Raw genomic sequence first — 11,740 nt, forward strand, 5'->3', positions numbered from 1 at the left:
TGTGGCTCTTTAATCGCAAAAGGCCGCTAAAGACTGCTCGGTCGGCGACGAGCGTGTGCGGGTCGCCGCCGGTCGCGCCGCGCAGCAGCCCGATGTGACATGGATTGTTGGCTTTATGTCACCCTCTGGCGGCTCAGGACGCCTCGGGGGTGAGGCGGGCCGCCCGGGAGAGGAGATGGCGGCGCTCCGGGACGCTGGGAGCCCGGTGGGCGGCGGCACGGTAGGCGGCCGCCGCGCCGGAACGCTCGCCCTGGAGTTCCAGGAGGTGGGCGCGGGTCGCCAGGAGGCGGTGGTGGCGGGCCAGCCGGGAATCGGATTCCAGCACCGAGAGCAGTTCCAGCGCGGCGGCGGGACCGTGGACCATGGCCACGGCGACCGCCCGGTTGAGGGAGGTCACGGGGTTCGGGGCGATCCTCTCCAGCAAGTCGTACAGGGCGAGGATCTGGAGCCAGTCGGTGGCCTCCACCTCCTCGGCCTCGGCGTGGACGGCGGCGATGGCGGCCTGGAGCTGGTACGGGCCCAGGGGGCTCGGATCGCCCAGGGCACGGGTGAGCAGGGCGGTTCCCTCGTCGATGAGGGCCCTGTCCCACAGGGCGCGGTCCTGCTCGTCCAGGGGCACGAGCGCCCCGTCCGCGGTGGCGCGAGCCGGGCGGCGGGCGTCGGTGAGCAGCATCAGGGCCAGCAGCCCCGCGGCCTCGGATTCGCCGGGAAGGGCGCGGTGGAGCAGGCGGGCGAGCCTGATGGCCTCCCCGGACAGCGCGGGGGCGGTCAGACGGTCGCCGCCGGAGGAGGTGTAGCCCTCATTGAAGATCAGGTAGAGCACGTGCAGCACCTCGCCGAGCCGTTCGGCCAGCTCGGCGGCCCCGGGAGGCCGGAAGGGCAGTCCGGATGCCTTGATGCCCTGCTTGGCCCGGCTGATCCGCTGGGCCATCGTCGCCTCCGGGACGAGGAAGGCCGCGGCGATCTGCGCGGTGGTCAGGCCGCCCACGGCCCGCAGGGTCAGGGCGATCCGGCTCGGCGTGGACAGGGCCGGATGGCAGCACAGGAAGAGCAGTGTCAGGGAGTCGTCCCGGTCGGCCTCCGGGTCGGCGTCGGCGGGCCTGCCGAGCAGCTCCGACTGCGGGATCGCCAGCATGACGCGGTCCTCGCGGGACCTGCGGGACCGCTCGGCCCGCACCTGGTCCACCAGCCTGCGCGAGGCGACGGCGACCAGCCAGCCCCGGGGATTGTCCGGAACGCCCTCGGCGGGCCACTGCAGGGCCGCGGCCAGAAGCGCCTCCTGGACGGCGTCCTCGCACAGGTCGAACTGCCCGTACCGCCGGACGAGGGCCCCGAGGACCTGCGGCGCGAGCTCGCGCAGCAGGTCCTCGGGGCGGGAGGGCACGCTCACGCGTCCGCCGAGCCGTCGTGCAGGATCGGCCACAGCTCCACCGGGTCCTGGTCGGCGAAGGGAATGTCCGCCGCGATCTGCAGCGCCCGCTCCTCGCTCTCGCAGTCCAGCAGGTAGAAGCTGGCCATGTACTCCTTGGTCTCCAGGTAGGGCCCGTCGGTGATCGCGGGAACTCCGTTCCGCCGCCGCACCAGCCTGGCGTTCGCCGCGTCCGCCAGCCCGTACGCCCCCAGCAGTTCCCCGCTCTCGGTGTACTTCTTGTTGAACGCGTCCTGCCTGGCGACGGCCTCGGGCCACTCCTCCGCCGGGAACGAGTTCCACTTCTCCTGGTTCCCGTAGATCATCAGCAGGTACTTCATCGCGGTGCCCCTTCGTTTCGGTGTGCTGTCACCCCTCGGTCGGAGCCGGGGCCACCCCCTCGACATCCCCGCCGATTTTTCTTCGACTTTTTTTAACAGGGTCTCGGGGCGTCGGGGAAAGGGCCGGTCAGGGCCCGCGGCGCCCGGGAACGGCCGAAGGCCGGTGCCCCCGCTCGGAGAGCGCGGGCACCGGCCTTCGGGACGGGAATCGGGGCGGTCAGTCCTTGATCTCGCAGATGGCGGCGCCGCTGGTGACGGTCTGGCCCACCTCGGCGGACAGGCCGGTGATGGTGCCGGCCTTGTGCGCGGTGAGGGGCTGCTCCATCTTCATGGCCTCCAGGACCACGACGGTGTCGCCGGCGGCGACGGCAGCGCCCTCCTCGACGAGGATCTTGACGATGGTGCCCTGCATGGGGGAGACCAGGGAGTCGCCGCTGGCAGCGGCGGCGGCGCCCTTCTTCTTGCCGCGCTTGGGAGCCGCCTTGCCCGCGGCGGCCGGAGCCGCGCCCGCGCCGAGCCCGGCGGGCAGCACGACCTCCAGGCGCTTGCCGCCGACCTCGACGACGACCTTCTGCCGCTCGGCCGGCTCCTCCACCTCGGTGGCGGCGGCGTACGGCTCGATCTTGTTGTCGTACTCGGTCTCGATCCACCGGGTGTGGACGGAGAACGGAGCCGAGATGTAGGCGTCCTGGGTGAGGATGTCGCGGTGGAAGGGGATCACCGTGGGCATGCCCTCGATGACGAACTCCGCCAGGGCCCGGCGGGAGCGCTCGATGGCCTGCTCGCGGGTGGCGCCCGTGACGATCAGCTTGGCGACCAGGGAGTCGAACGACTGCGGCACCGTCTGGCCCGCGACGTAACCGGAGTCCAGGCGCACGCCGGGGCCGGTCGGGGCCTGCAGGTCCGTGATGGTGCCGGGCGCCGGGAGGAAGCCGCGGCCGGCGTCCTCGGCGTTGATGCGGAACTCGATGGAGTGGCCGCGCACCACCGGGTCGCCGTAGCCGAGCTCCTCGCCGTCGGCGATGCGGAACATCTCACGGACCAGGTCGATGCCGGTGACCTCCTCGGTGACCGGGTGCTCGACCTGAAGGCGGGTGTTGACCTCCAGGAAGGAGATCGTGCCGTCCTGGCCGACGAGGAACTCGCAGGTGCCCGCGCCGACGTAGCCGGCCTCCTTCAGGATCGCCTTGGAGGAGGAGTACAGCAGCTCCAGCTGCTGCTCGTTCAGGAACGGCGCGGGGGCCTCCTCCACCAGCTTCTGGTGGCGGCGCTGCAGCGAGCAGTCACGGGTGGAGACGACGACCACGTTGCCGTGCCGGTCGGCCAGGCACTGGGTCTCCACGTGCCGGGGCTTGTCCAGGTAGCGCTCCACGAAGCACTCGCCGCGGCCGAACGCGCCGACGGCCTCGCGCACCGCCGAGTCGTACAGCTCGGGCACCTCTTCGAGGGTGCGGGCGACCTTCAGGCCGCGGCCGCCGCCGCCGAACGCCGCCTTGATCGCGATCGGAAGGCCGTGCTCCTTGGCGAACTCCACGACCTCCTCGGCGCCCGACACCGGGTCCGCGGTGCCGGCGACCAGCGGAGCGCCGACCTTCTGCGCGATGTGGCGGGCCTGGACCTTGTCGCCCAGCGCGGTGATCGCCGCGGGCGGCGGGCCGATCCAGATCAGGCCGGCGTCGAGCACGGCCTGGGCGAAGTCGGCGTTCTCCGCCAGGAACCCGTAGCCGGGGTGCACCGCGTCAGCGCCGCTGTCGGCAGCGATCTTCAGCAGCTTGTCCACGCTCAGATAGGACTCGGCCGCGCTCTGCCCGCCCAGCGCGTAGGCCTCGTCGGCCACGCGTACGTGCAGGGCGTCGAGATCCTGCTCGCTGTAGACCGCCACGCTGCCCAGCCCCGCGTCCCGGCAGGCGCGTGCGATCCGCACCGCGATCTCGCCCCGGTTGGCGATGAGAACTTTCCGCAACGTACGTCTCCGTCCCTGAGAACCGTCGAGAGGGATCACCCCTGACCTGACCCGTCGGAACGCGAGTTTAGGGAATCGGGATTTCTGCTGCGTAATCGCCTCCTTATTTGGGCGCTTTCGCAGCTGGGGCGGCGGCTGTGAGCGGTTTTGGCCGGATGCGGTCGCCTCCCGGACGCGCGGGGTCGAAGTGGTGTGAGCTGTGGAAGGTACGCCGGTAACCGGCTCGACAAGCGGAAGGACCAGCCCATGGGAGCGGACCGCAGAGGCGGCAACATCGCCCAGATGGAAGAACTCGCCCGCCTGTTCTCCCGGCACTCCAAGAACCTCGACGCCCTCATCAAGGACCTCAACGGCCGCACCGTCGGCTCCACCGAGATCTGGTGGGGCCCCGGAGCCGACCGCTTCCGCGCCGCCTGGGCCGAGGCCAAGTCCGCCTTCGACAAGATGGCCGTCGCCCTCGAGGAGGGCTCCGCCGACGTCCGCCGCTCCCAGCAGAACATCGAGGCCGCCACCCGCTGACCGGCCCCGGAGTGAACGGAGACGGGCCCCCGTCCCCGCCGGACCCCCTCGTCCCGGACCCCGGTCCGGACGGAACCTCACCTTCGGCATCCCCCATCCCGGATCGCGGGAGGGGCGGTGCGGCGTCTCGAGGCCCTTCCGGCCCGGATCGCGGGGCGGATGGAGGAGCGTCTTCGGTCTCGCGTGGATCATCGCGTCGGCGGAGGAGCGCGGCGGTGTTCTTCGGCCGGTTTCCTCCGGCGGCGCGGGAGCTCGTGCTGCTCACCGTCCTCTACACCGCCTACCGGCTGGGGCGGCTGGTCTCGGCCGGCCGGGTCGGCGAGGCGCGGGAGAACGCGCGGGAGCTGTGGCGGCTCGAACGCGCTCTGGGCCTGCCCGGGGAGGACGCGCTCCAGCGGCTGGTACTGGACCACGACCTGATCGTCCGGGCCGCCAACGCCTACTACGCCACCGTGCACTTCCCGGCGATCATCGTCTTCCTGCTGTGGATGTACCTGCGGCGTCCCGTCCACTACCTGTGGATCCGACGGGTCTTGACCGTCCTCACCGCCGCCGGGCTCCTGCTGCACGTGACGGTCCCCCTGGCCCCGCCCCGCCTGGTCGAGGACTTCGGGATGACGGACACCGGGGTCCTGCACGGGCAGAGCCCCTACGGGGGCTCCGCGGTCGACGCGTTCTCCAACCAGTACGCCGCGATGCCGTCCCTGCACGTCGGCTGGGCCCTGCTCATCGCGATCGGCCTCATCGCCGCGACCCGCGCCCGCCTGCGCCTCCTGTGGCTCCTGCACCCCCTGGCCACCCTGCTCGTGGTGGTCGTCACCGCCCACCACTACTGGCTGGACGCCCTTGTCGCCGTCCTCCTCTTGGCCCTGGCCCTGGTCCTCCTGCGCCCGCCCCGTCCCGTTCACCCGTCCGCGGGCACCGGGGACGGGTGAAGACCCGCCGAACGCGGCTTCCGGACCGCCTCGGGGCAGGCGTCCGCCGAGGGCTCAGGGGACGATCTTGAGGGTGGTCACGCCCATGCCCCGGTACTCGGCGGGGAAGACGGTGCAGATCGGCCGCCCCTCGAGGGAGTCCGCCTTGGGGCGGGCCTCGAAGGCGGCATGAGCGAAGGCCCAGTCGGTGCCGCTCCTGACGAGTTCGCCCAGGGAGTAGCCCTCCACTCCACCCAGAGGCAGGAACTGGAGCTTGTCCAGGGTCAGCAGGAACTCGCCGAGACCGGGCCGGTGCGCGGCCGCGGCGGCCAGGCAGAGCGCGGGGACCAGGAGCGGTCGCCCCGGCTCCTTGGCGGCCTCGACCATGATCTGCGCCATGTGGCGGCTGCCTATCGCGGCCAGCGCGGTGTGGTCCAGGATGTGCGGGATCACCGAGACCTCGCGTCGGAGGGGATCTCCTCCGCCGGAGCGCCCTCGGCGAGCCATCGCTCCCAGTCGGTGCGGGTCCCCCGGGGGTTGACGTTCGCGCGGTACTCGGCGAGCAGGAAGTCGTACAGGCGTCGCCGCTGCTCCTCGAGCTCGGCCAGCTCGGGTTCGCGGGGCCTGCCGAAGGCGCTTTCCAGGAGTTCCTGCACGGAGACGCCCTGCTCCGCCGCGAGCGCGACGAGATGCCGCCGCATACGGTCGTCGACCTGGAAGGAAGGTGCTTCGAGACGCTCCATCCGCCGAGCGCGGGCAGAGGACTCCGCCGCCCCCGGCACGTCTCGCTCCTCCCCGAAGCTGAGTGTCATGACCGGATCCTGACACGAACGGCCATCGCGATGTGTGCTCTTCGCGTTACTCGAAGTGGCGGTCGGTCTTCGGCGGGGTCAGCCTTCGGTGAGGGCCGGAGGCAGGGCGGCCTGGACGGGGGTGGGGGTGCCGGCGAGGATGAGGAGGCCGCGGCCGAGGGGGCCGGTGTAGGTGGCGTTGCGGGGGAGGCGGAGGCCGAAGAGCTCGCCGTCGTCAGGGGACTGGATGCCCAGGAGGAGGCCGGTGCGGGTCTTGCGGGCGTCGGCGATGAAGCCCCGGTAGCCGCGGCCCAGGTCCTCGGTGGCGCCGGCGATGACGACGGCGTGCTCGCCGTCGCGGGCGCTGCGCAGCAGGGACTGGACGGCGTCGCCCAGCTCGGTCTCGTCGATGAGTTCGGCGTCGTCGACGAGGACGACGAAACGGTGCTCGGGGGCGACGATCGCCTCCACCTCTGCCTCCTCGGCGGTGGAGTCGAGCACGGCCAGCACGCCGGGGACGTCGCGCAGCTCCCGCAGGGGGGAGCGGCGGGGGGTGACGGCCAGCAGGGGGACGCCCCGCTCGAGGAGCGAACGCGCCATCGTCATCAGGGTGGTGGAGCGGCCCGAGCGCGGCGGGCCCGCCACGATGAAGGACGGGCCGTCCTCCAGCAGGTCGATGCCGACGGGGGAGAGGGTGTCGCCGCCCGCGCCGACCAGGCACCACAGCGCCGACGGAGCACGGAGATCGGGGGCGAGGGCGAGTGCCTCCTCGGTGGTGATGCGGGCGGGCAGCTCGTCCACCCGCAGCGGGCCGGGCCGCACCCTGCCGTAGCGGGCGGAGGCGGCGGAGGCGATCGCGTGGAGGGCCGCGACCTGAGCGGTTCCGGACGGGTCCTGGCCGAGGAGGCCGATCTGGGACTCCAGGGTCGGGGCGTTGGGGGTGACGCGCAGGGCGCGTCCCGCCGGCATGCGGGCGGGGATGCGCGCGTCGGGCAGGCCCGCGTATCCGTAGTCGGACGGGTCGGCCATGCGCAGGATCAGCCGCCGGTCGAAGGCCATCGCGGCCTGGCCCATCAGGCCCGTCCGGTCGCCGGTGAAGACGGCGCGCAGCCCGACCGCGGCGCCCTCCTGCAGCAGCCGCAGCAGGGCGGTGACGAGCCGCCCGTAGTCGTAGTGCTCGAAGGACGCGGTGAAGCCCTCCCAGCGGTCCAGCAGGAGCACCATCCAGGGCAGCCGCTCGCCCGCCGAGACGGTGGCGCGCTGCTCGGCCAGCGAGGCGAACCCCGCCTCGGCGAGCAGCTGCTGGCGGCGCCCGACCTCGGCGCCCAGCGCGTTCAGCAGCCGCTCGACCCGGTCGTAGGAGTCGCGGGAGACGACGGCGCCGCAGTGCGGGAGGGCGGCCAGCGGGGCCAGCCCGTTGCCGCCGCAGTCGACGGCGTACAGGTGCACGTCGTAGGGGGTGCAGGAGGCGGCCAGCGCCCCGGCGAGGGAGCGCAGCGCCGTCGTGCGCCCCGACTGGGCGGACCCGGCGAGGTAGAGGTGCCCGTCGTTCTCCAGGTCCAGCGTGAGCGGCGCGCGGCCCTGCTCCGCGGGCAGGTCGGTGACGCCGAACTCCACGGGCGGGACCCGCACCACCGAGCCCCCGGCGGCGGGCCGCGGGGACAGGACGACGGCGTCGGGCAGCGGGGCGAGCCACGGGCTCGGCTGGGGCGGGACGCCGGCCTTGCGCGCGGCCTCGGCGATCGCCCGCACCAGCACCGCCAGGTCGGTGACCTGCTCGTCCTGCTCTTCCTCGGGGACGGGCAGGGGGTGGCCGAGCTGGGCCCAGCCCAGCGTCCGCGCCTCGGTGGGCCGGTTGCCGCCGCCGCGCCGTCCGCCGATCCGCGCCGACTGCACGGCCGACGGGCTGCCCGCCCCCGACCGCACGTAGCACCGGCCGGGCGTCGCCTTGGAGATGCGGGCCGCGTCGGGGACCTCCAGCACGTCGGTGGAGTCCTCGGCGTCGGTGACCCGCAGCGCGATCCGCAGGTTGGTGTTGGCCCGGATCTCGGCGGTCACCACCCCGGCGGGCCGCTGCGTGGCCAGGATCAGGTGCACGCCCAGCGAGCGGCCCCTGCGGCCGATGTCCACCAGCCCGTCGACGAACCCGGGCAGCTCCGCGGCCATCGCCGCGAACTCGTCGATGACCAGAACCAGCCGGGGCAGCGGCGGCAACCCGCTCTCCGGCCCCCGCCCGTCCTGCGCCGCGTGGCCGGCGCGCGGGGGCGGCACGCTTTGCGGGAGCCGCCCGGCCGGGGCGGCCTGCGCCGAACGGGCCGCCTGGTAGTCCTCGATGTCCTTGGCTCCGGCCTTCAGCAGCAGGTGCTCGCGGCGGCGCAGCTCGGCGGCGAGCGACTCCAGCGCCCGTTCGGTGAGGCGGCCGTCGAGGTCGGTGACCATCCCGACGGTGTGGGGGAGCGCCGCGCAGTCCTTGAAGGCGGCGCCGCCCTTGTAGTCGATGAGGACGAACGTCATCTCGTCCGGCCGGTTGTGCACCGCCAGCGAGGCGATGAGCGTCTGCAGCAGCTCGGACTTGCCCGCGCCGGTGGTGCCGGCGATGAGCCCGTGGGGGCCGTCGGCGCTCAGGTCGACCTCGAACGGGCCGCCTCCGCCCACGCCGATCGGCACCCGGGTGCCGCGCCCGCCGCGCTTCCAGCCGTCGAGGATGTGCGCGGGGGTGGGGTCGGGCAGGCCGAGCAGGTCCAGCAGCCGGGCCGCGGCGGGCAGCGCCTCGGCGGTGTCCTCGCGGGAGACGTCCTTGACGGGGGCCAGCGCCCGGCCGAGCCGTCCCGCCCACAGGGCGCTCACCCGGTCGGCGAGCACCGGCCCGAGCGACTCCAGGGCGTGGCCGCGCAGCCGCAGGTGGTCGTCGTCGGCCCAGGAGGCGACGACGGTGCACTCCTCGGGCAGGAGCCGCTCCTCGTCGTCCAGGCAGATGACGTGGACGCCGTGTTCGGGCCCGTGCTTGAGCACCTGCGGCATGCCGGGCACCCGCCGCAGGCTCCGCGCGCCGTCCAGGACGAGCAGGATGTTGTAGGGGACCTCGGCCTTCGGCCGGGACGAGGCGTCGAAGAACCCCTGCTGCCGCCCCCGCCGCCGCTCGGTGATCTTGATGGCGAGCTCGGTGACCCGCGCGGCGGCGCCCGCCGGGTCCGCGCCGACCAGCGCCACGCACTCCTCGCCCTCGCGCGGCGCGCAGTGCGGGAGCCAGCGCACCCAGTTCCAGTCCTCGTCGGCTGCGGGCGCGGAGTCCGCCGCCAGCACGACGACCGACAGGTCGCGGGGGCTGTGCAGCGCCGCCGCCTGCGCGACCAGCCAGCGCGCGACCTCGCGGGACCGTTCGCGCGGCCCGGTGAGGCCCAGCACGCCGTACTCGGTGAGCGGCAGCGCCACCGGGACGCTCCGCGCGATCGGCGGCAGCGGCTGGTCGCCGCGGGCGAGGGCCTCGCGGACGTCCTCCTCGCTCCCCTGCAACTCGACGTCGGCGGGCAGGTCGGCGAGCCCGAGGCGGAGGTGCAGGGTGTCGGGGTCGTTCAGGCGGCGCTCCCACAGGCGCCGCCGCGGCCCGGTGGCGGTGAGCAGGATCTCGGCCGGGTCGGGGTGGGCGGCCCGCCGGTCCCGCTCGTCGGCCCGCCGCAGCGCCTCCAGATCCCTGGCAAAGTAGGCGGATTTAAGCTGGTATTCCTGGTATGCCTTTTTGTAGGACTTCCTGCCGTACATGCGGTCGCCGATCCATTCGGCGACCATCATCAGGGGCCAGGCCAGCGCGAAGAGCGCCCAATACCACTGCCCCAGGACCCAGGCCATGACCAGCCCGAACACCGAGAAGAGAAGCGCGCCGAACAGCCGGAGCCGTTCTTTTCCCTGTTTTTCCGGAAGGTGGGGGACCTTCATTCTCTTCGGTTCCCGCCGCGGCGCTATCCGGGGCGGCCGGTTGAACGCCAGACCCTGGGGAAGCGGCTCCAGATGGGTGTCCGGAGAAGTGTTCGGCATGAGAGAGAGCACCGTGTTCCCGCAGGAGAGCACCGCGCCCTCGGGCCACGGCCTTTCCTCGAGGAGCTCCTCGCCGTCCAGGACCGCCGGCCGGGAGGCGCGCACCGTGGTGCCCGAGCGACCCACCGTCACCGTGACCCCCGGTGAGATGTGCGCGGTGCCCGGCCCCAGGCGGTGCACCCGCCCGGCGTCCGGCCCGCCGACGACGCGGACCTCGACGAGCCCGTCGGGTTCGGACGTCATGGTGGCCGGGACGGTGGAGGCGTCCAGCGTGACGATCGCCCCGTCGCGCAGCTCCCGCGCGGCCCGCGCCGTGGGGTCGAGCATGCGCCCGTCCGTGTAGATCGCCTGCTGCAGCGAGACGATCTTCTGGCCGACCTGGTCGTCGTGTCCGTTCTGGCCGGGTTCTCGGTCCTGCTGCGCGAGCAGTCCCGCCAGCGTCCGCGCGACGGCGGCCACCGACGCGTCCGCGTCGCCGCTGACCAGGACGTCACGAGGGCCGGAGCCGCCCAGGGCCGTCAACGAGATCCGCACGCACCACTCCCGCTTCGCCGGGGACGGAAGGTCGGCACAAGAGTCCCACAGGAGCCCGGCGCGCGGGAGCCGTCGAATGACGTCCTGTGGACGAGGCCCCGTTCCGGACGGCGGCGTTCAGCACTCATGACGAATCTGCGGTCAGGTACCAGTCAGATCCATCGGATCGGCGGTGATTTCCCGGCACGGAGACTATGTTTGCGCCTTCGAGGAAAAGGGTAGCGGAGCTGCCGTTCCGCATGATCATGCGCCTTGCGCGAATGTGCGGGGATGGCACAGAACAACTTCCGAAAAACGGTTGATTTCTTACGCCGGGTTACGAGAGTGCGTCAGCTACCGGAATCCATTGACGAGAGGTTGTCAAGACCGCGAGCATGGTCGCTCCGGCCGTTTGCAGAGTGCTCGGATACCCCCCGGAGTGGCCAGAGCGATGAGGACCAGTCAGCCCAGTCAGCCGACGACCGGCACCGACAACACCGGCCCCCGCGGCCTCGGCACGGGCCTCGCGGCCTCCGCCGGACAGCGGCTGCCGGTGCCGCCGCGGGAGCGCAAACCCGCCCTGGCTGCCCTCGCGGTGCTGCTCATCCTGGGCGGGGCGCTGATCAGCGCCTACCTCGTCATCCAGAGCGGCCAACGGGTCTCGGCGATCGCCATCGACAAGCCGGTCGCCGCCGGTGAACTGATCCCCAAGACTGCGCTCAAGCAGGTGTCGATCGGCGACACCGGCATCCAGTACGTGAGCTGGAGTGAGCTCGACAAGGTGACGAGGTCGTACGCCCAGGTGCCGCTGACCCCAGGCGCGCTGCTCGTCAACAGCATGACGACCCAGGCGCAGGACACCGCCAAGGGGCGGGTCCTCGTCGGCCTGTCACTGAAGGCCGGCCAGCTGCCGAGCGAGGGCCTGAAGGTGGGGCAGAGGCTCGCCCTCTACGCGGTCGGCGGGCGCAGCGAGTCGGGCGTCAAGCCGGGGACGATGCTGTCGGCCGACGCCTTGGTGTACAAGGTCCCCTCCACGCAGGCCGACGATTCCCTGGTGCCGTCGCGGACGAGCACCGGCACCACCGTCCGCGTCTCGGTCGAGGTGCTGCCCGAGCAGGCGCCGGCCATCACCATGGCGGCCTCGGCTGGGGACGTCGCGGCCGTGGTCGTCCCGCCGGGCACCACGGTGACGATGCCGCAGGCCCCGCAGACCAAGCCCCAGTCCAAGCCGCAGCCGACGAACAAGCCGGGCGGGTGAC

General features: G+C 72.8%; 9 protein-coding genes. 3 read left to right on the top strand and 6 right to left on the bottom strand.

Going from position 1 to position 11,740, the window contains the following annotated elements; genetic code table 11:
- Positions 1-133 precede the first annotated feature (133 nt).
- The 3 genes from ABGB12_RS31460 to ABGB12_RS31470 all read right to left on the bottom strand — a co-directional run bounded on the left by ABGB12_RS31460 (position 134) and on the right by ABGB12_RS31470 (position 3,712).
- On the bottom strand, positions 134-1,384 hold the full coding sequence (locus ABGB12_RS31460; RefSeq protein WP_347683647.1) for a DUF6596 domain-containing protein: 1,251 nt from the start codon (positions 1,382-1,384) through the stop codon (positions 134-136).
- A 2-nt stretch (positions 1,385-1,386) separates the two neighbouring features.
- Positions 1,387-1,749, bottom strand: coding sequence for a YciI family protein (locus ABGB12_RS31465; RefSeq protein WP_347683556.1), 363 nt, complete (start codon positions 1,747-1,749; stop codon positions 1,387-1,389).
- A gap of 217 nt (positions 1,750-1,966) precedes the next feature.
- The gene (locus ABGB12_RS31470) at positions 1,967-3,712 is read right to left on the bottom strand and encodes a biotin carboxylase N-terminal domain-containing protein (protein WP_347683558.1); all 1,746 of its coding nucleotides are present in this window, start codon (positions 3,710-3,712) and stop codon (positions 1,967-1,969) included.
- A gap of 246 nt (positions 3,713-3,958) precedes the next feature.
- Between ABGB12_RS31470 and ABGB12_RS31475 the strand changes: the two genes are divergently transcribed.
- Together ABGB12_RS31475 and ABGB12_RS31480 are read left to right on the top strand one after the other, a co-directional pair.
- Entirely contained in the window at positions 3,959-4,231 is a 273-nt protein-coding gene (locus ABGB12_RS31475) for a WXG100 family type VII secretion target (RefSeq protein ID WP_347683560.1), read from the top strand.
- A 215-nt stretch (positions 4,232-4,446) separates the two neighbouring features.
- Complete coding sequence (locus tag ABGB12_RS31480; protein ID WP_347683562.1) at positions 4,447-5,166, top strand: phosphatase PAP2 family protein; 720 nt, start codon at positions 4,447-4,449, stop codon at positions 5,164-5,166.
- Positions 5,167-5,220: 54 nt separating this feature from the next.
- Here the strand turns inward: ABGB12_RS31480 and ABGB12_RS31485 are convergent, their stop codons facing one another.
- The 3 genes from ABGB12_RS31485 to ABGB12_RS31495 form a co-directional block, all read right to left on the bottom strand.
- Positions 5,221-5,598: a hypothetical protein gene (locus ABGB12_RS31485; RefSeq protein WP_347683564.1), complete on the bottom strand. Its 378-nt coding sequence runs from the start codon at positions 5,596-5,598 to the stop codon at positions 5,221-5,223.
- Complete coding sequence (locus ABGB12_RS31490) at positions 5,595-5,957, bottom strand: hypothetical protein (RefSeq protein WP_347683566.1); 363 nt, start codon at positions 5,955-5,957, stop codon at positions 5,595-5,597. Before ABGB12_RS31490 ends, ABGB12_RS31485 begins: the two co-directional genes overlap by 4 nt.
- A gap of 78 nt (positions 5,958-6,035) precedes the next feature.
- Positions 6,036-10,502, bottom strand: a complete 4,467-nt coding sequence (locus ABGB12_RS31495) for an FtsK/SpoIIIE domain-containing protein (protein WP_347683568.1) — start codon at positions 10,500-10,502, stop codon at positions 6,036-6,038.
- Between the two features lie 430 nt (positions 10,503-10,932).
- Between ABGB12_RS31495 and ABGB12_RS31500 the strand changes: the two genes are divergently transcribed.
- Complete coding sequence (locus ABGB12_RS31500) at positions 10,933-11,739, top strand: hypothetical protein (RefSeq protein WP_347683570.1); 807 nt, start codon at positions 10,933-10,935, stop codon at positions 11,737-11,739.
- Position 11,740: the final 1 nt, after the last annotated feature.

The sequence above is a fragment of the Actinocorallia sp. B10E7 genome (assembly GCF_039871655.1).
GTDB lineage: Bacteria > Actinomycetota > Actinomycetes > Streptosporangiales > Streptosporangiaceae > Actinocorallia.

Excerpts from the sequence above, each read along its gene's own strand:
- ABGB12_RS31465 (WP_347683556.1), bottom strand. The coding sequence starts at position 1,749 with ATGAAGTACCTGCTGATGATCTACGGGAACCAGGAGAAGTGGAACTCG.
- ABGB12_RS31500 (WP_347683570.1), top strand. The coding sequence starts at position 10,933 with ATGAGGACCAGTCAGCCCAGTCAGCCGACGACCGGCACCGACAACACC.
- ABGB12_RS31490 (WP_347683566.1), bottom strand. The coding sequence starts at position 5,957 with ATGACACTCAGCTTCGGGGAGGAGCGAGACGTGCCGGGGGCGGCGGAG.
- ABGB12_RS31475 (WP_347683560.1), top strand. The coding sequence starts at position 3,959 with ATGGGAGCGGACCGCAGAGGCGGCAACATCGCCCAGATGGAAGAACTC.